Origin of the sequence: Alistipes sp. An31A (assembly GCF_002159425.1) — a bacterium.
GTDB classification, from domain to species: domain Bacteria; phylum Bacteroidota; class Bacteroidia; order Bacteroidales; family Rikenellaceae; genus Alistipes; species Alistipes excrementigallinarum.
On record NZ_NFIO01000002.1, the window covers coordinates 122,674 to 148,573 of the forward strand.

Consider the following 25,900-nt stretch of genomic DNA (forward strand, 5'->3'; position numbering starts at 1 on the left):
CGATGGCACAATACCGAAGGTCATGAAGAGAATCCGCCCGGAACGCATCTACCTGCTCTTCCTGAAGCTCACCAAGCGGCTGAACGACCGCCAGATGCTGATGCTTCTGGCCGTCATCGTGGGTGCGCTGGCCGGCGTGGGCACCTACCTCTTCGAGATTCTGCTCTACGCCATCAAGAACGGACTGACGCAGTGGTTCCCGGTCGACAGCGCCCACTTCCTCTTCCTGGTCTACCCGGTGGTGGGCATCGTGCTGGCGTCGCTCTTCGTCAAGTACATCGTCCGCGACAACATCTCCGAAGGGGTCACGCGCGTACTCTATGCCATGTCGCGCCGCAATTCGCGCATCGCCGCCCACAACTGCTGGACGTCGGTCGTCGGCGGCGCCACGACCATCGGATTCGGCGGTTCGGTGGGTCCCGAGGCCCCCATCGTGCTGACGGGTGCCGCCATCGGCTCGAACGTCGGACGCCTCGCCCGCCTCAACTACAAGCATACGACGCTGCTGCTCTGCTGCGGCGCCGGCGCAGCGCTGGCCGCCATCTTCAAGGCCCCCATCACGGGCGTGGTCTTCGTGCTCGAGATTCTGATGCTCGACATCACCGCCGGCTCGGTCATTCCGCTGCTGATTGCCTCCATCACGGCCACCACCTTCGCCTTCATGCTGCGGGGCTTCGACCCCATTCTGGCCGTCACGCTGCAGCCGGCCGACGCCTTCGAGCTGTGGCAGATTCCGCTCTTCATCCTGCTGGGGGTCTGCTGCGGACTGATGGCGTGGTACTTCACCACGATGAACACCCGCGTGGGCAACATCTTCAAGCGCATCGACCGGCAGTACAAGCGCTGGATACTGGGCGGCGCCGTGCTCGGCATCCTGATTTTCATCTTCCCGCCCCTCTACGGCGAAGGTTACGAGGGCTTCACCTCGCTCATGCACGGCAACGCGCAGGCGCTCTTCGACAACTCGTTCTTCTACCGTTTCCGCGACATCGACTGGGTGGTGCTGCTCTTCGTCGCCGCCACGATGTTCTTCAAGGTCATCGCCATGGCCTCGACCAACGCTGCGGGCGGCGTGGGCGGAACCTTCGCCCCGTCGCTCTTCGTCGGCGCCTTCACGGGGGCGCTGCTCGCACTGCTCTGCAACCTGCTCTTCGACTGGCAGGTCTCGCTCGTCTCGTTCACGCTCGTGGGCATGGCCGGCGTGATGGCCGGCGTGATGAAGGCGCCGCTCACCTCCATCTTCCTCATCGCTGAGCTGTCGAACGGCTACGGGCTCTTCATCCCGCTGATGATTACGGCCTGCATCTCCTTCGCGGTGGATTACTACCTCGACCCCGACTCCATCTACACCAAGCAGCTGCGCCAGCGCGGCGAGCTGCTCACCCACGACAAGGACCAGTCGGTCTTCGTCTTCCTGAAGCTCGACGAGTTGATGGAGACCGACTTCTACCGCATCAAGGAGAACTACACGCTGGGCGACATCGTCCACATCATCTCGACGGCGCGGCGCAACATCTTCCCCGTCATCGACAACTTCGGCCGGCTACAGGGCATCGTCCAGCTGGACGACCTGCGCGAGGACATGTTCAAGCGCGAGAAGTACGGCACGCTCATCTCGCACTACATGATTGACCCGCCCGACCGCATCATGGAGCACGAGGCCATCCAGAGCGTGCTCCAGAAGTTCGAGGACAAGCACACGTGGATGCTGCCCGTGGTGGACAAGCAGGGCCACTACCTGGGCTTCATCTCCAAGTCGCGGATTCTGAACGCCTACCGCGAACAGCTGGTCAAGATTCAGCAGTAGCCCCCACGGCACGCCAGCCGGATGAGGCGAAGCAGCGGGAAGGTTGCAAAGAGGCTGCGGTGAGGCTGCGGGCGGCGCCGATCCGGATCCGTCACCAAAACCGGCACCTGAACAGGAACAGAAACCGGCATCGGAACAGAACCGGCACCAAACCGGCCTCGAAACCGGCCCCGGCGCCGGAGTGCAAAGCAAACAGGAACCAACAACCCATAACATCATGGAACCCGAATTCAACGCCCCGTCGTGGAGCGACGAGCTGGACTGCGCCGTCACGCTCTGCGACACCGAAGGGGTCGTGCTCTACCAGAACGAACGCTCGATAGCCGTCAACGGCGACGTGCGTGGACGGTCGATGCTCCCCTGCCACAACGAACGCTCGCGCGCCATCATCGCCCGCCTCATCGCCGAGGGGGGCCGCAACGTCTACACCATCGAGAAGCGCGGCGTACACAAGCTGATTTACCAGACCGCGTGGCGACGCAAGGGGGTCATCGGCGGACTGGTCGAGTTCTCGCTCGAACTGCCCGACAAGATGCCCCACTACGTACGAAGCTGATTCCATCCAATTAAAAAACGCTGCACGATGCTCCATTTCGATTGCGACTACATGGAGGGGGCCCATCCCGAGGTGATGCGCCGTCTGGTCGAGACCAACCTGGAACAGAGCCCGGGATACGGGCTCGACCCCCACACTGCCCACGCCCGCGAACTCATCCGCCGGGCATGCGGCGCTCCCGATGCCGAGGTCTACCTGCTGGTGGGCGGCACGCAGACCAACGCCACGGTCATCGACGGCCTGCTGCGCCGTCACGAAGGGGTGCTGGCCGCTACGACGGGTCACATCAACGTCCACGAGGCGGGTGCCATCGAGGCGGCGGGCCACAAGGTGCTCACGCTGCCCGAACACGAGGGCAAGGTGCGGGTCGAGGAGGTGGAGCGCTACATCGACGACTTCTACCGCGACGAGACCTGCGAGCACATGGTGGCCCCCGGGATGCTCTACATCTCACACCCCACGGAACTCGGCACGCTCTACACCCTCACGGAACTGGAGGCGCTGCACGAGGTCTGCCGCCGGCACGCGATTCCGCTCTACATGGACGGCGCCCGACTCTCCTACGCCCTGGCTGCGGAGGAGAACACGCTCTCACTGCACGACATCGCCCGGCTGTGCGACGTCTTCTACATCGGCGGCACGAAGACCGGCCTGCTCTTCGGCGAGGCGGTCGTCGCCCACCCGGGACTGCTGCCCCACTTCTTCACCCTCGTCAAGCAGCACGGCGCCCTGCTGGCCAAGGGGCGGCTGCTGGGCCTCCAGTTCGAGACGCTCTTCACCGACGGGCTCTATCTGCGCATCGCGCGGCAGGCCATCACGACGGCCCGCCGCCTCAGGGAGGCGCTGCTCCGGAAGGGATATCGCCCCTACATCGACTCGCCGACCAACCAGCTCTTCTTCGTGCTGCCCAACAGCGAAATCGACCGTCTGAGCCAATACGCGACCTTCGAGCTGTGGGGTGCCCGCGGCAAGGAGGAGTCCGTCGTCCGCTTCGTCACCAGCTGGGCCACCGGCGAACAGCAGGTCGACGAACTGATTGCCCGGCTCTAACGGCTGCAGCCTCCGCCCCGCCTCCCATTGCGGAGTATTGCTCCGCGAAAGAGTTTTTTTCATCCGACGAGCAATTTTTTGTCGCGTATACTTGCCAAAATGTAAAATAAACTTTACATTTGTGACGGCAGACGGGAGCAGTGCGCACCTCCGCCGGTCTGCCGACACCGACAAAAAAGGACAACCATGGACAAAACACTTCTGCTGCCCCATTGGTTCAAGAGAATCGGATGGGTGCTTTTCATCCCGACGGCCCTCTTCGGGCTGCTGATGGCAATCGACGGATTCAACGGCGTCCCTTCGTACCTGCTGCCCGAAGCGGTTGCGCGGGGAGAGTTGCTCGACCATCTGTGCAACAACATCGTACTGTTCGGCATTCTGCTCGGAGTGCTCTTCATCACATGTTCGCGCGAGCGCATCGAGGACGAGTGCATCGCCCGCATCCGCCTCAACGCGCTGCTGGGGGCGCTCTACGCAACCTTCGGCCTCACGCTGATAACCGCCCTCGTGCTCTACGACTTCGAATTTCTCTACTTCATGATTTTCAACCTCTGCCTGCTGCCCGTACTCTTTCTCATCATCGAGCAGCTGCTGCTGTGGAGGTTCAGACAGGAGGGCCGACATGAAGAATAGCATCCGTGTGGCACGCGCCGAGGTGCGCATGACCCAACAACAGCTGGCCGATGCAGTGGGCGTAAGCCGCCAGACGGTGAATGCCATCGAGAGCGGGAAGTTCATCCCCTCGACGCTGCTGGCCCTCAAGCTCGCCCGCCAGTTCCGAAAGCGGGTCGAGGAGCTCTTCACACTCGACGAGGAGGATTAGCCCGTCCCCTCGCTCGTATATATGAGAGGTCCCCGCTGCTGCATCTTTGCGCAGCAGCGGGGACCTCTTCATTCAGCCACCCGGAAGGTATCGCAACTGGACATCGCAGCCGGGTCATCGCAGCCGGCCGATACGACGCAAAGGCAAATCTCCCGACTACATCGGGATAAGGGTTACGGCCTGACCGCCGCCCGGCGCCATGCGCACCTCGAGCGAGTCGGCTGCCGTCACCTCACGCTCCGAGATGGTGTACGACGTGGGGTTGCTCTGCCAGTCGGCATCGGCACCGTCGGCGTAGATGGTGGCGCGGTAGCGGCGACCCGCCTCGAGGAAATCGAGCGGAAGGGTCAGCGTCCGCGCCTGCTCGTTGGTCGCAGCACCGAGGAAGTAGCGGTCGCCCGCACGGCGCACCACCGCCACGAACTCGCCCGGTTCGCCGGCCAGAGCACGCGACCAGTCGCAGTCGGCGTCAAAATCGCGGAAGAACTGGAAGGCGGGGTGCCCCTCGTAGTGCTCAATCATGTCGGAGGCCATCTGCACGGGCGAATAGAGAATCACCCAGTTGGCAATCTGCTTGGCGAGGGTCGTATTGACGCGGCTCGTCCCCTGGTCCAGGTCGTTCCACTTGCGGCGGCGGGGCGAGTTGCGCGTATTTTCGAAGAGGATGTCGAACGTGCCGGGCGTGTAGTCCATCGGGCCACCCAGCAGGCGCGTGAAGGGAAGCATCACCGTATGCGAAGGGGGATTGCCGTCGCTCCAGGCGTTCCACTCCATGCCGCGGGCCCCCTCGCGCGACATCATGTTGGGCCACGTACGGCGGATGCCGCAATCCTTGATGGGCTCGTGGGCGTTGACCGTCATGCGGTAGCGCGCCGCCGTCTCAACCACCTGCTGGTAGTGGCGCACGCCGTACTGGCTGTGGTGGAAGTAGCCGTCGGGGAAACCGCCGGCGTAGCCCGTCTTGAGGTTGTGCACCCCGTGGTCCGTATACCAGGCCATCGCCTGTCCGAGCTGCCGCTCGTAGTTGGGGATGTTGCCGCCCGTCTCGTGGTGGCCGATGATTTCGATGCCCCGCTCGGCGGCATAGCGCGCCACCTCATCCATGTCGAAGTCGGCATAGGGCCGCGTGAAGTCGAACGACTGGCGGCCGCCCCAGCTCTCCCAGCCTTCGTTCCACCCCTCAAAGAGCACCCCCTGGATGTTGTTCGCCGCGGCGAAGTCGATGTAGCGCTTGGCATTCTCGGTCGTGGCGCCGTGGCGCTCGTCCATCGTCCAGCTCTCGACACCGAGGTGCATGCCCCACCAGACGCCGACGTACTTCATCGGACGAATCCAGCTCGTGTCCTCGATTTTGCAGGGTTCGTTCAGGTTGAGAATCAGCCCCGAATTAATCAGCCCCACTGCCTCGTCGGCCAGCTGCACCGTACGCCACGCCGTCGTGAAGCTGCCCGCCGTGCGGGCCTTCGTGCCGTCGGGAAGAGGCGCCAGCTCCGACTTGAAGCAGAGCGGCGAGGTGCGCAGCAGCGTCATCTCGGGGAAGTCGTAGAGCGCCGCCTCGTGGATGCTGCCGTAGTGCCGCCCCACGTGGAAGGTGGCCGGCGTATTGGCATCGGTCAGCTCGCTGAGCGGCAGATGGCGGTAGAGCAGTTCGTAGGTCTCGAAGTTGGCCGGTATGGTCCACGAGTCGCCGTCGGCGGCAAAGCGGAACTCGGTCCGCTCGTCGGTAATGATGAGCGAATCGGCACCGGGGACTTCGTATTCGTAGCGGAAGCCGACGCCGTCGTCGAAGAGGCGGAAGCGCATCGTGAGCCGCGTGCCGGTGTCGTTCGACAGGCGGACGGCCATCTCGTTGCAGTGGTTGCGCATCTGCTTGTTCTCGCCCCAGGGCTGGCTCCACTGCTCGTCGATAGTGCGGCGCTCGACGCCGCGGATGCGGAAGCCCGAATCGAGCACCGCCTCGCGGCTCTCGAAGCCGAGGGCCGAGGGAAGCAACAGCTCCTCACCGTCGGCAAGCAGCGTGTAGCTCATGCCCCCGCGGGCATCGAGCGCAAAGCGAAGTTCATAGCGCCCGTCGGGCGAGCTGAGCGAGGTATCCGAAGAGCAGGCGGCAAGGAGCAGTGCCGCCGCCAGCGGAAGCAAAAGGGAAATGACTCTTTTCATGGTGTTGCAGTTACGGGTTTCGGGGTTTGGCGGAGCCGACTCAAGGAGCGGCCGGAAGCGTGCTGAAAAGGTCGATGGGGCGGCCCCGCATCCGGGCTCTCCGCAATGCAGGCGGCCTTCGGGTGCACAATCCGAAGGTCGCCTGCAAGGCGTTGCGGCGCGTTTGACCGCCGTCAGAGCTTGATGTCGTAAATCTGGATGACGCCCACCAGCTTGCCGGCCTCGTCGTTGACCAGCAGCGAGGTAATCTTGTTGCGCGTCATCATCTTCTCTGCCTCGATGAGCTTCGCATCGGCGCAGATGCTCTTGGGGTTGGGCGTGGCGATGTCCGCCGCGCGGATGTTGAAGAAGTCGGCCCGGCGGCGCTCCATCGTGCGGCGCACATCGCCGTCGGTCACGATGCCCTCAACGCGGTCGCCCTCGCAGATGATGATGAGTCCCAAACCGCCCTTGCTGATGGTGTGAATCATCTCGGTGGCCGAGCAGTCGGGCCCCACGATGGGCAGGTCATGCGAACGCATCACGTTGCCGACGGTCATCAGCAGGCGACGGCCGAGGCTTCCGCCCGGATGCAGCCGCGCGAAGTCGATGCTCGTGAAGCCGCGCAGCTTCATCAGCGAGACGGCCAACGCGTCACCCATGGCTATCTGGGCCGTGGTCGAGGTGGTGGGGGCCAGGTGGAGGATGCAGGCCTCCTCCTCGACCCGCACGTCGAGGTGAATGTCCGAATTCTTGGCCAGCGTCGATTCGGCGTTGCCCGTCATCGAGATGAGCGTATTGCCGTTGGTGTGGATGAAGGGGACAATCTTGAGGATTTCGTCCGTCTCGCCCGAATAGGAGAGCGCCAGAATGATGTCCTCCTTCGAAATCATGCCCAAATCGCCGTGGAAGGCCTCTCCGGGGTGGAGGAAGAAGCTCGGCGTACCGGTCGAGGCGAGCGTGGCGGCGATTTTGCGCCCCACGAGGCCCGATTTGCCCATACCCGTCACGATGCATTTGCCCCGGCTGGCGAGAATCGCCTCCACGGCCTGCACGAAGCTGTCGCCCAGCGACTGTTCGAGGTGGCCGAGTGCCAGCATTTCGGTATGCAGGGCCCGGCGGGCCACCTCCAGAATCTGGGACTTGTTGTTGTCCGTCATGTTTACAGCAAAGATTTGATTACGTTCTCCAGTTCGCCGAGCGGCAGCATGTTGGGGCCGTCGCTCTTGGCCCGGTCGGGGTCTGGATGCACCTCGAAGAAGTAGCCGTTGGCACCGAAGGCCTTGGCCGCCAGCGCCATGGCAGGAACAAACTCGCGGTTGCCGCCCGTCTTTCCGCCCGCCGCTCCGGGACGCTGTACCGAGTGCGTGCAGTCCATGACCACCGTGCGCGCAATGTGCAGCATGTCGGCGATGTTGCGGAAGTCGACCACCAGGTTGTTGTAGCCGTAGATGTTGCCCCGCTCCGTGAGCCAGATTTCGCGGGCGCCCGACTCGAAGGCCTTCTCGTAGGGGTAGCGCATGTCGGCACCCGAGAGGAACTGCGCCTTCTTGATGTTGACAATCCGGCCCGTGCGCGCGGCGGCGACCAGCAGGTCGGTCTGGCGGCAGAGGAAGGCCGGAATCTGAATCACGTCGACCACCTCGCCCACGGGAGCCGCCTGCCACGCCTCGTGGATGTCGGTCAGCAGGCGCAGGCCCCACTTCGCACGCACGTCGGCGAGCATCTGCAGCCCCTTCTCCAGGCCGGGGCCGCGAAACGACGAAAGGGAGGTGCGGTTGGCCTTGTCGAACGAGGCCTTGAAGATGATGTCGGTCCCCAGCGCCCGGTTGATGGCAACGAGGCGTTCGGCTACCGCGTCGAGCAGTTCGGCCGATTCAATCACGCAGGGACCAGCGATGAATTTGGTTTCCATAGGAACAAATATAACACAAAAAGCCGAATCCGGCAAATTTATTCACCCCGCTCCGCATGTAATTTTACCCGCAGCGTGCTGCCGCGCCGCATCCGACCCGCCTGCGAAGCAGGAGGCACCGCAGCAGTCGAGGCGCGGCGGGCGGGGGCACGGCGGGAGCCCGGCGGAGGCACGGCGAAGGCACGGCGAAGCGTGCAGCAAAAGGACCGTTCCGACGGCCCTGCCGATAAGGCCACAAGACGGCATCCGCCCAGCCCAGCCCAGCCCAGTTCGGTTCGGTCCGGTTCGGTCCGGTCCGGTTCGGTTCGGTCCAATTCCGTACAATCCCGTCCGGTCCGGGCACAAAAAAGGCGTCTCCACTCCCTTATGGAGAAGAGACGCCTCCAATTTGCTACAAATCGGGACCATGCCGCGGAACAAATCCCGTCCGGAAACCCCATTCCGAAATTGACACTCCGGAATCAAGCCGCCGGGGAACGACAGCGACCGCTACCTCCGGTCAATCCGGGCCAGGAACTCCTCGGCGCGCGCCAAATCTTCGGGCGTGTCGATGCCGATGGTCTCCACGTCGCTGATGCCCACACCGATTTTATATCCGTTTTCGAGCCAGCGCAGCTGTTCGAGCGATTCGGCCAGTTCGAGCGCCGACTGCGGCAGCGCCGTCACGGCGCGCAGCACCTCGGCCCGGAAGGCGTAGAGCCCGATGTGCTTGTAGAAGGTGTGCTTCGAGAGCCACTCCTCGCGCGGAACGCCCCGCAGGTAGGGAATCACCGAACGCGAAAAGTAGAGGGCGTTCGACTCGCGGTCGAGCACCACCTTGGGCGAATTGGGGTTCTCGAGCGCCGCAAGGCCGTCCGCCTCGGTGAAGGGCTTCACCAGCGTGGCGATGTCGGTACCCGGGCGGTCGAAGCAGCGCTTGACGGCCTCGAGCTGCGAGCGCTGGATGAAGGGCTCGTCGCCCTGCACGTTGACCACCACGTCGTAGGAGGCTCCTTCGCACGCGCAGATGCGGTCGAAGGCCTCGCGGCAGCGGTCCGTACCGCTCCGGTGGTTCGGCGAGGTCATTTCGACCCGTCCGCCGAACGCACGCACGGCTTCGAAAATCCGCTCGTCGTCGGTCGCCACCACGGCGTCGTCCATCGCATCGGTCACCTGTTCGTAGACCCGCCGGATGACGGGCTTGCCCCCCAGCACCGCCAGCGGCTTGCCGGGAAAGCGCGTCGACGCATAGCGCGCCGGAATGATTGCAAGAAACTTCATCGTTCTCTATTGGGTTAACTCATCGGAACCTGTCGGCGAGAAGGAGCGTCGCGTCGGCGCCTCTCCTCCGGCCGGTCCCGCAACTTGTGCTCATGCTCCCGGATTGCACTCAGCCTTCCGGAACCGCGGCGGCTATCGCTCCGCTTCCTTGGCGGACGGGGCCGCCTGCGCGACCGGAGCCGCAGCCGGGTCGGCCGGCTCGAGCGCCAGACGCAGCACGTCGTCGTTCGTCCGCACGTAGTGGAACGTCAGCCCCTCGATGTACTCGGGCTTGATTTCGGCGATGTCCTTGCGGTTCTCCTCCGAGAGAATCAGGTCGGTGATGCCGGCGCGCTTGGCAGCCAGAATCTTCTCCTTAACGCCGCCCACGGGCATCACGCGGCCGCGCAGGGTCGTTTCGCCCGTCATGGCAATCCGCTCCTTCACCTTGCGGCCCGTGTAGGTCGAGACAATCGAGGTGACCATCGTGATGCCGGCCGATGGTCCGTCCTTGGGGATGGCCCCCTCGGGGACGTGGATGTTGATGTCGTTCGTCTCGAAGAGCTTGGGGTCGATGCCCAGCTCGGCGTAGTGGGCCATTACCCACTCGTGGGCGATGGTGGCCGACTCCTTCATCACATCGCCCAGATTGCCCGTCAGACTGATGCGCCCCTTGCCGGGGGTCAGGCACGACTCGATGTAGAGGATGTCGCCCCCCACCTCGGTCCAGGCAAGGCCCGTCACGACGCCCGTCATGCCGCCCACCTCGTACTCTTCACGGAGGAACTTGGGCATGCCGAGAATCCGCTCCACCTCGGCAGCCGACATGGCCGCCTCATAGGGCTCGTCGAAGGCAATCTGCTTGGCACGGGCACGGGCCAGCTTGGCCAGATGCTTGTCGAGCGAACGGACGCCCGCCTCGCGCGTGTAGCCCGAGATGAGCTGCTCGACCACCTCGGGCGTCAGCGTCAGCTCTCCGTCGGGAATGCCGTGCGCCTTGCACTGCTTGGGCAGCAGGTGGTCCAGCGCAATGCGGACCTTCTCCTCGAGCAGGTAGCCCGGGATGTTAATCATCTCCATACGGTCACGCAGCGCCGGGGCGATGTTGCCCACGTTGTTGGCCGTGGCGATAAAGAGTACCTTCGACAGGTCGTACTCCATGTCGATGTAGTTGTCGTGGAAGGTGGTGTTCTGCTCGGGGTCGAGCACCTCCAGCAGGGCGCTCGAGGGGTCGCCGTGGTTCGAAACCGTCACCTTGTCAACCTCGTCGAGAATGATGACCGGATTCGACGAACCGCACCGCTTGATGGTCTGGATGATGCGGCCCGGCATGGCACCGATGTAGGTGCGGCGGTGTCCGCGAATCTCCGACTCGTCGTGCAGGCCGCCCAGCGAGATGCGCCCGAACTTGCGTCCCAGCGCCGCCGCCACCGACTTGCCCAGCGAGGTCTTGCCCACTCCCGGAGGGCCGTAGAGGCAGAGAATCGGCGACTTGAGGTCGCCCTTGAGCTTGATAACGGCCAGATGCTCGAGGATGCGCTCCTTGACCTCCTCGAGTCCGAAGTGGTCGTGGTCCAGCTGCTCGCGGGCGCACTTCAGGTCGAGGTTGTCCTTCGTCACATCGTTCCACGGCAGCTCCAGAAGCAGCTGGAGGTAGGTCATCTGGACCGAGTACTCCGCCACGGCGGGGTTCAGCCGCTCGACCTTCTGCAGCTCCTTCTCGAAGGTTTCGCCCACCTCCTTGGGCCAGTTCTTCTTCTTGGCCTCCTCGCGCATGCGCTCGATGTCGGCATCGGCGCCGTCGCCCAGTTCGTCCTGGATGGTGCGCATCTGCTGCTGGAGGTAGTAGTCGCGCTGCTGCTTGTCGATTTCCTGCTTGACGCGCTCCTGGATTTCGTTCTTGAGCTCGGCCAGCTGCTGTTCGCGAATCAGAATCTCGAGCAGCTTGCGGGCACGCGCCAGCAGACCCGGAGCCTCAAGCAGCGACTGACGGTCCTCGTCCGAAAGCTCCAGATTGGTGCATATGAAGTTGATGATGCCCCGCTTCGAGTCGATGTTCTTGATGGCGAAGGCCGCCTCCTTGGGCATGTTGGGCGAGATGTTGATGATGCCCAGCGCCACGTCGCGAATCGAGTCGACCAGCGCCTCGAACTCGATGCTCCGCACGTCGGGCATCGTGTCGCGCAGCGCCGTCACGCGCGCCTTGAAGTAGGGCTCCGTCGAGACATACTCGCCGATTTCAATCTTCTCAAGTCCGTTGAGAATCACCGTCAGGTTGCCGTTGGGCATCTCCAGAATCTTGATGATGCGCGCAGCGGTGCCCACCTTGTACATGTCGTCGGGCGAGGGGTCTTCCACCTCGCTCTCGCGCTGGAGCACGGCGCCCAGGATGCCGTTCTCGGCATTGACCGCGCGCACCAGCGAAATGCTCTTGTCGCGCCCGACCGTAATGGGGGTGATGGCCCCCGGGAAGAGCACCGACGAACGCAGCGTGAGAATCGGAATCACGTCGGGGATTTCGGTCTCCTCCACCGGTTCGTCGCCACCCGTCACGATGGGAATGACCCGATGCTTGCCGTCGAGTACCTCGGGCAAAACGTTCACGTCGTCGATTTCGACGGCTTCAATCTTCTTATCTTTTTCGTTCATGGTTCTCCTACAAAATATATATGGTTGCAAAGGTAACGATTTTTCAGAAATTTTATTTTATCTTTGGCAGATTGTTAATAACTTTGCAGTCCAAATCACGTAAAAAACCGAATCATGCAGCTCGCAGACAAATACGCGCCTCAGGATATCGAGGCCAAATGGTACGACTTCTGGATTCAGCACCGCTTCTTCCACTCGGAACCCGACAAGCGGCAACCCTATACCATCGTCATCCCGCCCCCCAACGTCACGGGCATGCTCCACATGGGCCACATGCTCAACAACACGCTGCAGGACGTGCTCATCCGCCGCGCCCGCATGACGGGCCGCAACGCCTGCTGGGTGCCGGGCATGGACCACGCCTCGATTGCCACCGAGGCCAAGGTGGTGGCGATGCTCCACGAAAAGGGGATTGAAAAGTCGCAGCTCACGCGCGAGGAGTTCCTCCGCTACGCCTGGGAGTGGAAGGAGAAGTACGGCGGCATGATTCTCCGCCAGCTGCGCAAGCTGGGCGCCTCGTGCGACTGGGAGCGCACCTGCTTCACGATGGACGAGGTGCGCACGCGCAGCGTCATCCACGTCTTCTGCGACCTCTACGAAAAGGGCAAAATCTACCGCGGCGTGCGGATGGTCAACTGGGACCCCGCAGCCAAGACGGCCCTCTCGGACGAGGAGGTGGTCTTCAAGGAGTCGCACGGCAAGCTCTACTACCTGCGCTACAAGATTGAGGGCACGGAGCAGTACATCGTCGTGGCCACGACGCGTCCCGAGACCATTCTGGGCGATACTGCGCTCTGCGTCAACCCCAACGACCCGCGCTACGCCTCGCTGCCGTCCGACGCACGCGTCATCGTGCCGCTGGTCGGCCGCTCTATTCCGGTCATCCGCGACGAGTATGTCGACATCGACTTCGGAACCGGCGCGCTGAAGGTCACCCCGGCCCACGACGTGAACGACTACATGCTGGGCGAGAAGTACAACCTCGAGACGATTGACATCTTCAACGACGACGGCACGGTGAACGACAAGGTGGGCATGTACGTGGGCCAGGACCGCTTCGACGTGCGCCGCCAGATTGAGAAGGACCTCGACGCGGCCGGGCTGCTCGAGAAGACCGAGGACTATACGAACAACGTCGGCTACTCGGAGCGCACGGGCGTCGCCATCGAGCCCAAGCTCTCGATGCAGTGGTTCCTCTCGATGCAGGAGCTCGCGGAGCCGGCGACGAAGGCCGTCATGGAGGATGCCATCCGCTTCGTCCCCGAAAAGTACAAGAACACCTACCGCCACTGGATGGAGAACATCAAGGACTGGTGCATCTCGCGCCAGCTGTGGTGGGGTCAGCGCATCCCGGCCTACTACCTCCCGAAGGGGGGCTACGTGGTGGCCGAGACGGCCGAGGAGGCCCTCGAAAAGGCCCGCGCCAAGACGGGCGACGCCACGCTCCAGGCCAGCGACCTGCGCCAGGACGACGACGTGCTCGACACGTGGTTCTCGTCGTGGCTCTGGCCCATCTCGGTCTTCGACGGCATCCTGCACCCGCACAACCCCGAAATCGAATACTACTACCCCACCAACGACCTGGTGACGGGCCCCGACATCATCTTCTTCTGGGTGGCCCGCATGATTATGGCGGGGTATGAATACCGCCACGAGAAGCCCTTCGGCAACGTCTACTTCACGGGCATCGTGCGCGACAAAATCGGCCGCAAGATGTCCAAGCAGCTCGGCAACTCGCCCGACCCGCTGGACCTCATCGCGCAGTACGGCGCCGACGGCATGCGTGTGGCGATGCTCATGTCCTCGTCGGCCGGCAACGACGTGATGTTCGACGAGGCGCTCTGCGAGCAGGGCCGCAACTTCGGCAACAAAATCTGGAACGCATACCGGCTGGTCAACGGCTGGCAGGTCGACGAGAAGCTCGCACAGAACGAGGTGAACGCCGCTGCCGTCGAGTGGTTCCGCAACATCATGCGCCGCAACATCACCGAGCTGGAGGCCGACTTCCGCAGCTACCGCATCTCGGAGGCCTTCAAGCGGCTCTACAAGCTCTTCTGGGACGACTTCAGCGGCTGGTACCTCGAGCTGGTGAAGCCCGCCTACCAGTGTCCCATCGACGCCGAGACGCTCGCCCGCACGAAGGAGTTCTTCGACGAACTGCTCCGCCTGCTCCACCCCTTCATGCCCTTCGTCACCGAGGAGCTCTGGCAGCACCTCGCACCGCGCCGCGAGGATGAGACTATCATGCTGGCACAGCAGCCCGCAGCCGGCGAGGCGGCGGACGAGCAGTTGCTGGCGCGCTTCGAGCTGGTGCAGGAGGTCATCACGGCCGTCCGCAACATCCGCAAGCAGCGGAACATTCCCCAGAAGGAGGCGCTGCGACTCGAGGTGATGGCCGACGAGAACTACCCCGCAGAGTATGCTCCGGTGCTGGTCAAGATGCTCAACCTGAGCGAGGTGAAGTGCGTCACCGAGAAGGACGACACGGCCGCGGCATTCATCGTCAAGACGACGCGCTACTTCGTCCCGATGGAGGGGCGCATCGACGTGGAGGCCGAGCGTGCGAAGCTGCAGCATGACCTCGAATACTACGAAGGCTTCCTCGCCTCGGTGATGAAGAAGCTCTCGAACGAGCGCTTCGTGCAGTCGGCCCCCGAGAAGGTGGTGGCCAACGAGCGGGCCAAGCAGGCCGACGCCGAGGCGAAAATCGTCGCGCTGCGCGAACAGCTCGCCGCACTGACGAAATAGGGTCCCCACCAACGGGCGACAGCCGATGCCGCCTGCGGGCCCGCAGAACCGGATGCTCCTCGCCCCCGAAGGGACGGGGAGCATTGGTTTGCCCGGGACAGCGAAAGGCTGGCCGCATGGGGGGGGGCGACAGGGCTCAACCGGACGGACAAACAGAAGGGCTGAAAGACAGAAGGACTGAAGGTCCGACAGACAACCGGACAGACAACGGACGGGCAGACGGGGCCGAAGAACAGACTGTCTGGACAGACAGACGACGAAACAGCAAAAGACAACCGCACGACTTTGGAAATCACAATCTATACCGACGGTTCGGCGCTGGGCAACCCGGGGCCGGGAGGCTACGGCGTGGTGATGCTCGCCGGCCGCTTCCGCAAGGAGCTCTCGCAGGGCTACCGTCTGACGACGAACAACCGCATGGAGCTCATGGCGGTCTGCGTGGCGCTCGAGACGCTCCGCTTCGAGGGCTCCGACGTGACGCTCTACTCCGACTCGAAATACGTGGTCGACGCCGTGACCAAGGGGTGGGTCTTCGGCTGGGAGCGCAAGGGCTTCGCCGGCAAGAAGAACCCCGACCTCTGGATGCGCTTCCTGCGCATCTACCGCCGCCACCATGTCCGCTTCGTCTGGGTGAAGGGGCATGCCGAGACGGTCGAGAACAACCGCTGCGACCAGCTGGCCGTCGCGGCGGCCAACGACCGACTCCGTCTGCTCGAGGATACGGGCTACACGCCCGGCGCCTGACGGCCGCCCTCGTCGGGCGGAGTTCTGCATCCACCGTGCAGTTTCGAAGAGAGGTCCCTGCTCCGGAAGGGACCTTGCAACGAACGGCCGGGCAACCCAAGTCCGGAGGGAGGAGGCTGCCGGGTAAAGCGGGGAAATTTTCCGGAAATGAAGAGACCCGGCGGAACGGAGAAGGCGGAGTCCCCGGAGAAGAAGGAAGAGGCAGAGGAGCAGGCCAGGCCCTGCTGCACAAGAATCGGAGAGCCCGGGAGGAGCCGTTACGACTCACCTCCCGGGCTCTCCGGTTTTCATTGCCCCGCCGGACCTGAGGGTTACTCCCCGTCGCGCACGAAGGCGTGCTCAATCTGGACGATGTAGCAGTAGTGCAGGTCGTGGTCGGGATACATGCGCTCGAGCAGCTCCTTCTGCAGGAAGCCCTCGGCCTCGAACCGCCCGACATACATCTTGCGGCACTCCAGCACCAGACGCGCCTCGCCCACGGCCGGCGTTCCGGCATCGGTCCGCACGACGGTGAGTCCCGAAGCGGCGAACTTGTCCCCCTCGCGCCCCGAATGGCTGCCGCAGTAACGCAGCGCATCGCGGTAGCGCTCGTCGAAGAACGAGAGCGTCAGCCGCTCGTTCGCCTCGACGAACTGACGCGTGTAGCGCGTCGGACGGATGACGACCATGGCGGCCGGATGGCCCCATATCTGACCCACGAAGCCCCAGCTGGCGGTCATCGTGTTGCACCGCGAGGCATCACCCGCCGTGATGAGCATCCACTCCTGTCCGATGGCGCGGATGAAGTTGTCGGTGATGTCCAGGGGCGAAATTTCATGAAAGTGTTGCATGTTTTTTTCGTTTTTTTACTCCATAAAAGTAGAATAAAATCGGGAAACATGTGCCGGAATTCCGAAAATCACATTATTCTTCCTATCTTTGTAGACGTTTAGAAAAACATAATCCCATCGCCCGATGTTCAAGACCTACCTGCGGCTGCTGGGCTTCGCCAAGCCCATCGAGAAATATGCCATCCCCTACTTCTTCTATGCCGCATTCTACGCCCTGTTCAACACCATCAACTTCGTCCTGATTATCCCGATTCTCACGACGCTGTTCGACCCCGAATACGAATTCCAGCCCGTCTACGAACTGCCCCACCATCTGGGCATCAACCAGGAGACCTTCGCCCAGCTCATCGGCTACCTCTACACGAAGTTCTTCGGCACCGACTTCAGCGTCTTCCGCATCCTCGTGCTGCTGGCCCTCACGGTGATAGTCACCAGCCTGCTGAGCAACACGTTCCGCTATCTGAGCTCGTGGACCATCGAAAACATGCGCACCCGCACGCTGCAGCGCATCCGCAACGAGGTATTCGACAACGTGATGAACATGCACGTGGGCTTCTTCAGCGACCAGCGCAAGGGCGACGTCATCTCGAAAATCACCAACGACGTCTCGGTCGTGCAGTTCTGCATCACCAACACGCTGCAGGTGGCCTTCCGCGAGCCGCTGCTCATCATCGGCTATCTGGTGGCGATGATTCTCATCTCGTGGGAGCTGGCTCTCTTCTCGATTCTCTTCCTGCCCGTCGTGGCGCTGCTCATCGGGCGGATTGTCAAGAAGCTGCGCCACCCGGCCAAAACCAGCCAGAAGCGCATGGGCGAGATGGTGAGCACGCTCGACGAGTCGCTCTCGGGCATCAAGGTCATCAAGAGCTACAACGCCACCGAATACATCAAGGAGAAGTTCCACGCCATCAACGCCGATTTCTCGCGGCTGCTGCTCTCGATGGTGCGCCGCCAGCAGCTGGCATCGCCCATGAGCGAATTCCTTGGCATCTCGGCCGCCGGCGTCATCCTCATCTTCGGCGGCATGCTCGTGGTGCGCGGCTCGCTCGATGCGGGAGGCTTCGTCGCCTTCCTGGCCATGTTCTCGCAGATTACGCGGCCGGTCCGCACCTTCATCGACCAGTTCGCCACCATCAACCAGGGTATCGCCGCCGGCGAGCGCATCTTCACGCTGCTCGACGCCCGCAGCGAGGTCGAGGACAAGCCCGACGCCATCCAGATGAAGGGGCTGCGCGACAAAATCGAGTTCCGCAACGTGCACTTCTCCTACGACGGCAGCCGCGAGGTTATCGACGGCGTATCGTTCGAGATTCGCCGCGGCCAGACCGTAGCCCTCGTGGGCCCCTCGGGCGGCGGCAAATCGACGCTCAGCGAACTTATCCCCCGCTTCTACGACCCCACGGCGGGCGAGATTCTCATCGACGGCATCTCGCTGCGCGACTACGACCAGGAGAGTCTGCGCGCCCACATGAGCGTCGTGGCGCAGGATACGATTCTCTTCAACGACACCATCGAGAACAACATCGCCATGGGCCGCCCCGGCGCCACGCACGAGGAGATTGTCGCGGCGGCCAAGGTGGCCAACGCCGACAGCTTCATCCGCGAGGCGCCCGAAGGCTATGCCACCAACATCGGTGACCGCGGCTCGAAACTCTCGGGCGGACAGCGCCAGCGCCTCTCGATTGCCCGCGCCGTGCTGAAGAACCCCGAGATTCTGATTCTCGACGAGGCCACCTCGGCCCTCGACACCGAGAGCGAGAAGCTGGTGCAGGATGCGCTGAACAACCTGCTCGTAGGCCGTACGTCGGTGGTCATCGCCCACCGGCTGAGCACCATCCACAACGCCGACAAGATTATCGTCGTCGAACACGGCCGCATCGCCGAGGAGGGGACCCACGCCGAGCTGATGGCCCGCAACGGCATCTATGCCAAGCTCATCGAGATGCAGTCGTTCGACTGACCCAAACACCCGCGGAAGACCATGACCGAAAAGGAGAAGATGCTTGCCGGCGAGTGGTTCTCGTCGCCCGACGAGGAGCTCACCGTCGAACGCCGGCGCACGGAGCGCCTGCTGCGCCGCCTCAACGTCGAGCTGACGGCCGACGACGAGGCCTACCGCACCACGCTGCGCGAGCTGCTCGCACCAGGCTCCGAGGGCTTCATCCGCGCCCCCTTCTACTGCGACTACGGCTACAACATCTCGCTGGGCCGTGGAACGTTTCTCAACTTCGACTGCGTCATCCTCGACCTGGCCTCCGTCCGCATCGGGTGCCGCACGCTCATCGGCCCCAAGGTGCAGCTGCTCACGGCGCACCACCCCTTCGATGTACAGCAGCGCGCGGCGGGGCTGGAGGCCGGACGTCCGATTGAAATCGGCGACGACTGCTGGCTGGGCGGCGGGGTGATTGTCTGCCCGGGCGTCCGCATCGGCAACCGGGTCATCATCGGCGCCGGCGCCGTGGTCACGCGCGACATTCCCGACGATTCGGTGGCCGTGGGCAACCCCGCCCGCGTCATCCGCACCCAGGGCAAATAATCCGAGGGGCAGGAAGAGCAGGGACGGAAACAGAGAAAGAACAGAGGCGGGAGCAGGGGCGGAAACAAAGCCAGAGACGGAAACAGCGGCGCATGCACCTGCCCGCTCCGCACCTGCCGTCCGACACCCCAATCATGCACGGGACGCCCCCGAAGGCGACGTTTCGGCCCCGCGAAGTACGATTTCGAGCCCCGGAGGCCCCGTTTTCCGATTCTTTTTCCTATCTTTGCGTGTTTCAACGACAATCATAAACACGCCATATGAAATTCAAGGAGTATAAAGGCCTCGACCTGGCGGGTCTGGCCGCCGACGTGCTCGCGGAGTGGGACTCCGACGACACCTTCCACAAAAGCATCTCCACGCGTGAGGGACATCCGACCTTCGTCTTCTACGAGGGTCCCCCCTCGGCCAACGGCATGCCCGGCATCCACCACGTCATGGCCCGTACCATCAAGGACGTATTCTGCCGCTATAAGACCCAGCAGGGCTATCTGGTCCACCGCAAGGCGGGCTGGGACACCCACGGACTCCCCGTCGAGCTGGGCGTCGAGAAGAAGCTCGGCATCACCAAGGAGGACATCGGCAAGAAGATTTCCATCGAGGAGTACAACCGCACCTGCCGCGAGGCGGTGATGGAGTTCAAGGGCGTGTGGGAGAAGCTCACCCGCCAGATGGGCTACTGGGTCAACATGGACGACCCTTACATCACCTACGACAACAAGTACATCGAGTCGCTGTGGTGGCTTCTGAAGCAGCTCTACGAGAAGGGGCTGCTCTACAAGGGCTACACCATCCAGCCCTACTCGCCGGCCGCCGGAACGGGCCTCTCGACCCACGAGCTGAACCAGCCGGGCTGCTACCGCGACGTGAAGGATACCACCGTCGTGGCGCAGTTCCGCATCCGCAACCCCAAACCCGAGATGACGGGCTGGGGCACGCCCTACTTCCTGGCATGGACCACCACACCCTGGACGCTGCCCTCGAACACGGCCCTCTGCGTGGGTCCGAAAATCGACTACGTGGCCGTGCGCACCTACAACCCCTATACCGGTGAGAAGCAGACCGTCGTGCTGGCCAAGGCGCTGCTCTACGCCCACTTCAACCGCAAGGCCGAAGGGCTGGCGCTCGACGCCTACAAGCCGGGCGACAAGCTCGTCCCCTTCGAGGTGGTGGGCGAGTACAAGGGTCCGGAGCTGGTCGGCATGGAGTACGAGCAGCTGCTCCCGTGGGTGAAGCCCATCGAGGTGGACGAGCAGGGCACCTGGCACGACGCCTCGGCCAAGGCCTTCCGCGTGATTCCGGGTGACTACGTAACCACCGAAGACGGTACGGGTATCGTCCACATCGCCCCGACGTTCGGTGCCGACGACGCCAACGTGGCCCGCGCAGCAGGCATTCCGTCGCTCTTCATGCTCACGCGCAAGGGTGAGACCCGCCCGATGGTCGACCTCACGGGCAAGTTCTTCCTGCTCGACGAGTTGGACGAGCAGTTCGTCCGCGAGTGCGTCGACATGGAGGCCTACCGCGAGTACGAGGGCCGCTGGGTCAAGAACGCCTACGACCCGCAGTTCACCGTCGACGGCCGATACGACGAGAAGGCTGCCCAGGCGGCCGAGTCGCTGGACATCTACATCTGCATGCGGCTCAAGACGGCGGGCAAGGCCTTCAAAATCGAGAAGCATGTCCACAACTACCCCCACTGCTGGCGCACGGACAAGCCGGTGCTCTACTACCCGCTCGACTCGTGGTTCATCCGCTCGACGGCCGCCAAGGAGCGCATGATTGAGCTCAACCGCACCATCCGCTGGAAGCCCGAGTCGACCGGCACGGGCCGTTTCGGCAAGTGGCTCGAGAACCTCAACGACTGGAACCTCTCGCGTTCGCGCTTCTGGGGCACGCCGCTGCCCATCTGGGCCACCGAGGACCGCTCCGAGATGAAGTGCATCGGTTCGATTGAGGAGCTCATGCAGGAAATCGAGCGTTCGATTGCCGCCGGCGTGATGAAGGAGAACCCCTTCCCCCACTTCAAGGTGGGCGACATGTCGGCCGAGAACTACTCGACCCAAAACATCGACCTGCACCGTCCCTACGTCGATTCAATTGTGCTCGTCTCGTCGAAGGGCGAGCCGATGCGCCGCGAACCGGACCTCATCGACGTATGGTTCGACTCGGGTGCCATGCCCTATGCCCAGCTGCACTACCCCTTCGAACACGGAGGCGACTACTTCCGCACGGTCTACCCGGCCGACTTCATCGCCGAGGGTGTCGACCAGACGCGCGGCTGGTTCTTCACGCTGCACGCCATCGCCACGATGCTCTTTGACTCGGTGGCCTTCCGCAACATCATCTCGAACGGTCTGGTGCTCGACAAGAACGGCAACAAGATGTCGAAGCGTCTGGGCAATGCCGTCGACCCCTTCGACATCCTCTCGACCTACGGCCCCGACGCCACGCGGTGGTACATGATTTCGAACTCGCAGCCGTGGGACAACCTCAAATTCGACCGCGACGGCGTGGACGAGGTGCGCCGCAAGTTCTTCGGCACGCTCTACAACACCTACTCCTTCTTCGCCCTCTACGCCAACGTCGACGGCTTCACCGGCCGCGAGGAGGAGGTGCCCGTCGAGCGCCGTCCGGAAATCGACCGCTGGATTATCTCGCTGCTCAACACGCTGGTCAAGAACGTGACCGAGTCGCTCGAGAACTACGACCCGACGCCGGCCGCCCGCGCCATCCAGGAGTTCGTGGGCGAGAACCTCTCGAACTGGTACGTGCGTCTGAACCGCAAGCGTTTCTGGGGCGGCGGAATGACCGAGGACAAGCTGGCCGCCTACCAGACGCTCTACACCTGTCTGGAGACCGTCTCGATGCTCGCGGCGCCCTTCGCACCCTTCATGATGGACCGCATCTTCCGCGACCTGAACGCCGTGAGCGGGCGCCATACGGAGTCGTCGGTTCACCTGTCGACCTATCCGAAGGCCGACGAGCGGCTCATCGACTCGTCGCTCGAGGAGATGATGTCGCTGGCACAGCGCGTCTCGTCGATGGTGCTAGCCCTGCGCCGCAAGGTCTCCATCAAGGTGCGCCAGCCGCTGACCAAGATTCTCATTCCGGTGCTCGACCCCGCCATGGCGCGCCACATCGACGCCGTGCGCAACCTGATTCTGAACGAGGTGAACGTCAAGGAGCTGGAGCTCATCGAGCAGACGACGGGCATCATCACCAAGCGCATCAAGCCCAACTTCAAGACGCTCGGCCCGAAGTACGGCAAATACATGAAGCAGATTGCCGCCCTCACGGCCCAGTTCTCGCAGGAGCGCATCGCCGAAATCGAGTCGGCCCCCGAGAGCGTGCTCGAAATCGACGGGCAGCAGATTGTCGTAACACCCGCCGACTTCGAAATCACCTCGGAGGACATGCCCGGATGGCTTGTGGCATCGGAGGGCAAGCTGACCGTGGCGCTCGACATCACCCTTACGGACGAGCTGCGCGCCGAAGGTGTGGCACGCGAGTTGATTAACCGCATCCAGAACATCCGCAAGGATTCGGGATTCGAGGTGACGGACAAAATCCGCGTCGAAATCGAGCAGAAGGAGCTCGTGGCCGATGCCGTGGCCCGCTACGCCGACTACATCGGCTCGCAGACGCTGGCCGTCGAGGTGAAGAGCTCGGCCGAGCCTCAGGGCGAGGTGGTTGTCGCAACCGATATCGACGAGGAGCCGCTCCGCATCGCCGTAACCCGCATCCGATAGGGTGCTGCTGCGGCCGCGCCCCCGGGGCGTCCGGTCCGCATACGGAACTGCACAGTACAGCGGGGGCCGCAGCGAGCGGCTCCCGCTGCTGTAAACAGGGCGGAACGAAGGGTTCATTATTGACCGGAAAATTTGGTTTTCTGAAAATAATTCTTTACTTTTACATAAAACCAAAAGCAACAACCATGGCAGACGAAAGAACAAGATACAGCGACGCCGAACTCGAAGAGTTCAAGCAGCTCATCCTGAAAAAGCTGGAGAATGCGCGCGCCGACTATGAGCTTCTGCGTGCGACCATCACCCATACGGCCGACAACGATACGGAGGACACGTCGCCGACCTTCAAGGTGCTCGAAGAGGGCGCCACGACCCTTTCGAAGGAGGAGAGCGGCCGTCTGGCAGCCCATCAGATGAAGTTCATCCGCAACCTCGAGATGGCGCTCGTCCGTATCGAGAACAAGACCTACGGCATCTGCAAGACCACCGGCAAGCTCATTCCGAAGGAGCGCCTGATGAAGGTGCCCCACGCCACGGAGTGCATCGAAGCCAAGGAGGCCCGCAAATAGTCTGCGGCCGGGTGCCGGTGCGGAGCTAAACGGGGGAGCAAAGAGAGCAAAGAGAGCCAAGAGGGTCCAAGGGAGCCAAGGGAGCCGGAGCCAAGGAGCCGGAGCCAAGGGGTCCAAGAGAACGGGGAACCGGGAACCAAGGGCAAAAGGCCGAGAAGCCGGAGGACCGGAGAACTGAAGAAACGAGGAACCGGTGGCAAGAGACCCGGAAACCGGAGAACCGGAGGACCAAGAAGACGAGGGGTTGGAGCAGGTATGGAAAGAAGCCGGACTTCTTGTAGCCTGAGGCGTGGAAGTTCGGAGTACTGAGGACCTTGTCGCGCCAAAAGCACGCCCCGAAAACCAGCAAGACCCGTAAGCCCCGCAGCCACGGAAACAACTGCAAACCGTCTCATAAGCCATTTCCACCATTGGAAATGGCTTTTTGCATTCCCGCCTTGCGGAAAATGCCGCAACCGAGGGCTCATTGCGGGAATCACGCCCTCTTCAGAGCCACTCGCGGGACCGGAGCGGCATAACACGGAGGCAAAAAACCGAAGAAGGTCCGTCACCGCCCCCGACTTACGGCTTCACAAAAAGGCATGGGCAAAACGTCGAAGAAGCCAAATGGCACCCATTCACCATACTTTTTCACCCGAAAAAACGTTATCTTTGAGGTCATGGTCCGGAGGTTATTCATCCTCGCCGCAGCACTGCTGGCGATGCAGACCGCTTTGCCCCAGATGAAGCGGCCGGAACCTCCACGCGCCGAGTTCTTTACGCCCGACTCGGCCCGCATGCGCACCTCCCCCTCGGAGCGGACCGAACGCCTCTACGACAGCATCCGCTCGAAAACCAGCCGCTGGGCCGTGCCCCGCATGCTCTACGGACTCCTCTTCACCCGCAGCCGCATCGACACCACCCGCAGCGGCGCGGTCGAGGACGAAAGCCAGCGCTTCCTCCCCTACGAGGGACGGACCATCGGTTCGGTCACCATCGAACGCAACCAGGTATTCGACCCCGACGGCAACTGGCTCGAACGGACCGGCAACAACCTCCACATCCTCACGCGCGAACGAGTGCTGCGCCGCGACCTGCTCTTCGGACCGGGCGACACGCTCGATGCCGAGCAGCTGGTCCGCAACCAGCAGCTGCTGCGCTCGCGCAGCTACGTGTCGGACGCCGAGCTGGAGATTCGCCCCGACTCGCTCGACTCGACGCGCGTCGACATCATCGTCCATACGCGCGACAGCTGGACCATCGGCGTCGACGCCGGCCTCCATTCCGAGGGGCACACCATGTTCGGCCTCTACGACGCCAACATCTTCGGTACGGGCAACATGCTCCGCGTGAAGACCAACTTCAGCCGCAAGGACTTCTCCTACGGCGGCAACATCGTCGAGTATGAGATTCCCAACATCTTCGGCTCGTTCTACTCGGCCAGCTTCTCGGCCGGGCGTGACTTCTACAACTCGGAACTGAAGCTCAACTTCGGCAAGGAGTTCATCCGGCCGACCGACTACGAGGTGGGCATCAGCTACGAGAACGTCAAGTCGAAGTACTACCTTATCGACCGCGACACCTCGGACCTGGTGAAGGTGAAGACCTTCGACATCTGGGCCGGACGCTCGCGCTACATCCGTTCGATACGCTCGAGCATCTACTTCACGGGGCGTTACGGCTTCACGCAGTTCAGTCGCCGCCCCGAGGTGCGCGCCGACTACAATCCGGCGTTCCACAACAGCGAGGAGATGCTCTTCAGCGCGGGTCTCTACCGCGAGAAGTTCTACACGGCGAACATGGTCTACGGATTCGGTACGCGCGAGTACCTGGCCACGGGCTACAAGGCCGAGCTGGTGGGCGGCTACTCGTGGGGCGAGTTCAACGACGAGATGTATCTGGGTACGGTCTACAAAATCGGCGGTTTCACCCGTGCCGGCTACCTCATGGGCAGCTTCACGCTGGGAAGCTACATCGACCTGGCAGACGGCTCGTGGCACCACAGCGCCGTGGATGTCGACCTGCAGTGGTTCTCGAACCTCTACATCTATCGCCGCAACCGCGTCCGCCAGTTCCTCTCGCTGAACTACACCCAGGGATGGAACCGCGATGCGGGCAGCTACGAAATCGTGCGCTTCACCCGCGAAAACGGACTCGAAGCGCTCAAGGAGCACATCACGGGTACGAACCGCATGGTGCTCAACACCGAAACGGTGCTCTTCACCCCCTACCAGCCGCTCGGATTCCGCATTGCCTTCTTCGGATTTATCGACATGGGGCTCATCGGCTACTCGCCCAACATCTTCAAGAACGACTTCTTCACCTCGTTCGGACTGGGCATCCGGCTCAAGAACGAACGTCTGATTTTCAGCGCCATCCAGCTCCAGCTGGGTGTTGCCTTCGGCAAACGGGGGCTGGTCGAGAGCGAATACTACCGCATCTCGAGCCAGACACGGCTCGAGCAGTACCGCTATCTGCCCAAGCGGCCCGAGGTCGTGGGCTTCCAGTAGGGAAACTGGCAACCCGCACAAACGAAGGAGCGGAACCGCAGCCGCAGAAGGCCCCGG

At 62.9% G+C, this 25,900-nt stretch carries 18 protein-coding genes; 12 read left to right on the plus strand and 6 right to left on the minus strand.

Annotated features, from left to right (window positions below; genetic code table 11):
* The first annotated feature begins 22 nt into the window (after positions 1-22).
* The 5 genes from B5F90_RS02530 (at position 23) to B5F90_RS02550 (ending at position 4,236) form a co-directional block, all read left to right on the plus strand.
* Positions 23-1,807, plus strand: a complete 1,785-nt coding sequence (locus B5F90_RS02530; RefSeq protein WP_087360862.1) for a chloride channel protein — start codon at positions 23-25, stop codon at positions 1,805-1,807.
* Positions 1,808-2,024: 217 nt separating this feature from the next.
* The gene (locus B5F90_RS02535; protein ID WP_087360865.1) at positions 2,025-2,363 is read left to right on the plus strand and encodes a PAS sensor protein; all 339 of its coding nucleotides are present in this window, start codon (positions 2,025-2,027) and stop codon (positions 2,361-2,363) included.
* 27 nt (positions 2,364-2,390) lie between these two features.
* Positions 2,391-3,413 (plus strand): beta-eliminating lyase-related protein, encoded by a 1,023-nt coding sequence (locus tag B5F90_RS02540; RefSeq protein WP_087360867.1) that lies wholly within the window; start codon positions 2,391-2,393, stop codon positions 3,411-3,413.
* A 186-nt stretch (positions 3,414-3,599) separates the two neighbouring features.
* Positions 3,600-4,046, plus strand: coding sequence for a hypothetical protein (locus B5F90_RS02545; RefSeq protein ID WP_087360869.1), 447 nt, complete (start codon positions 3,600-3,602; stop codon positions 4,044-4,046).
* Positions 4,036-4,236 (plus strand): helix-turn-helix transcriptional regulator, encoded by a 201-nt coding sequence (locus B5F90_RS02550; protein WP_087360871.1) that lies wholly within the window; start codon positions 4,036-4,038, stop codon positions 4,234-4,236. The genes B5F90_RS02545 and B5F90_RS02550 overlap by 11 nt, the downstream gene beginning before the upstream one ends.
* Before the next feature lie 156 nt (positions 4,237-4,392).
* On the opposite strand, the gene B5F90_RS02555 is transcribed toward B5F90_RS02550, so the two are convergent.
* The 5 genes from B5F90_RS02555 to lon form a co-directional block, all read right to left on the minus strand.
* Positions 4,393-6,396, minus strand: a complete 2,004-nt coding sequence (locus B5F90_RS02555) for a glycoside hydrolase family 97 protein (RefSeq protein WP_087360873.1) — start codon at positions 6,394-6,396, stop codon at positions 4,393-4,395.
* Positions 6,397-6,569: 173 nt separating this feature from the next.
* Complete coding sequence (locus B5F90_RS02560) at positions 6,570-7,535, minus strand: KpsF/GutQ family sugar-phosphate isomerase (RefSeq protein ID WP_087360875.1); 966 nt, start codon at positions 7,533-7,535, stop codon at positions 6,570-6,572.
* 2 nt (positions 7,536-7,537) lie between these two features.
* Positions 7,538-8,290 carry a 3-deoxy-8-phosphooctulonate synthase gene (gene kdsA, locus B5F90_RS02565; RefSeq protein ID WP_087360877.1) on the minus strand — a complete coding sequence of 251 codons (753 nt, stop codon included), beginning with the start codon at positions 8,288-8,290 and terminating at the stop codon, positions 7,538-7,540.
* A 489-nt stretch (positions 8,291-8,779) separates the two neighbouring features.
* On the minus strand, positions 8,780-9,550 hold the full coding sequence (kdsB, locus tag B5F90_RS02570; protein WP_087360879.1) for a 3-deoxy-manno-octulosonate cytidylyltransferase: 771 nt from the start codon (positions 9,548-9,550) through the stop codon (positions 8,780-8,782).
* A 132-nt stretch (positions 9,551-9,682) separates the two neighbouring features.
* On the minus strand, positions 9,683-12,178 hold the full coding sequence (gene lon / locus B5F90_RS02575) for an endopeptidase La (RefSeq protein WP_239307726.1): 2,496 nt from the start codon (positions 12,176-12,178) through the stop codon (positions 9,683-9,685).
* Between the two features lie 114 nt (positions 12,179-12,292).
* On the opposite strand from lon, the gene B5F90_RS02580 reads away from it, so the two are divergent.
* Both B5F90_RS02580 and rnhA read left to right on the plus strand, forming a co-directional pair.
* On the plus strand, positions 12,293-14,926 hold the full coding sequence (locus B5F90_RS02580) for a valine--tRNA ligase (RefSeq protein ID WP_087360881.1): 2,634 nt from the start codon (positions 12,293-12,295) through the stop codon (positions 14,924-14,926).
* 285 nt (positions 14,927-15,211) lie between these two features.
* Positions 15,212-15,670 (plus strand): ribonuclease HI, encoded by a 459-nt coding sequence (gene rnhA / locus B5F90_RS02585; RefSeq protein ID WP_087360883.1) that lies wholly within the window; start codon positions 15,212-15,214, stop codon positions 15,668-15,670.
* 311 nt (positions 15,671-15,981) lie between these two features.
* Here rnhA and B5F90_RS02590 read toward each other — a convergent pair whose 3' ends face one another.
* A complete protein-coding gene (locus tag B5F90_RS02590; protein WP_087360885.1) occupies positions 15,982-16,500 on the minus strand; it encodes a flavin reductase family protein in 519 nt (172 codons plus the stop codon).
* A 124-nt stretch (positions 16,501-16,624) separates the two neighbouring features.
* On the opposite strand from B5F90_RS02590, the gene B5F90_RS02595 reads away from it, so the two are divergent.
* The 5 genes from B5F90_RS02595 to B5F90_RS02615 all read left to right on the plus strand — a co-directional run bounded on the left by B5F90_RS02595 (position 16,625) and on the right by B5F90_RS02615 (position 25,843).
* Positions 16,625-18,460 (plus strand): ABC transporter ATP-binding protein, encoded by a 1,836-nt coding sequence (locus B5F90_RS02595; protein WP_087360887.1) that lies wholly within the window; start codon positions 16,625-16,627, stop codon positions 18,458-18,460.
* A 21-nt stretch (positions 18,461-18,481) separates the two neighbouring features.
* Positions 18,482-19,036: a sugar O-acetyltransferase gene (locus B5F90_RS02600; protein WP_087360889.1), complete on the plus strand. Its 555-nt coding sequence runs from the start codon at positions 18,482-18,484 to the stop codon at positions 19,034-19,036.
* Positions 19,037-19,296: 260 nt separating this feature from the next.
* Positions 19,297-22,788, plus strand: coding sequence for an isoleucine--tRNA ligase (gene ileS, locus B5F90_RS02605; protein WP_087360891.1), 3,492 nt, complete (start codon positions 19,297-19,299; stop codon positions 22,786-22,788).
* A gap of 185 nt (positions 22,789-22,973) precedes the next feature.
* Positions 22,974-23,354 carry a TraR/DksA C4-type zinc finger protein gene (locus tag B5F90_RS02610; RefSeq protein ID WP_087360893.1) on the plus strand — a complete coding sequence of 127 codons (381 nt, stop codon included), beginning with the start codon at positions 22,974-22,976 and terminating at the stop codon, positions 23,352-23,354.
* A 659-nt stretch (positions 23,355-24,013) separates the two neighbouring features.
* Positions 24,014-25,843, plus strand: a complete 1,830-nt coding sequence (locus B5F90_RS02615; RefSeq protein WP_087360895.1) for a hypothetical protein — start codon at positions 24,014-24,016, stop codon at positions 25,841-25,843.
* Positions 25,844-25,900: the final 57 nt, after the last annotated feature.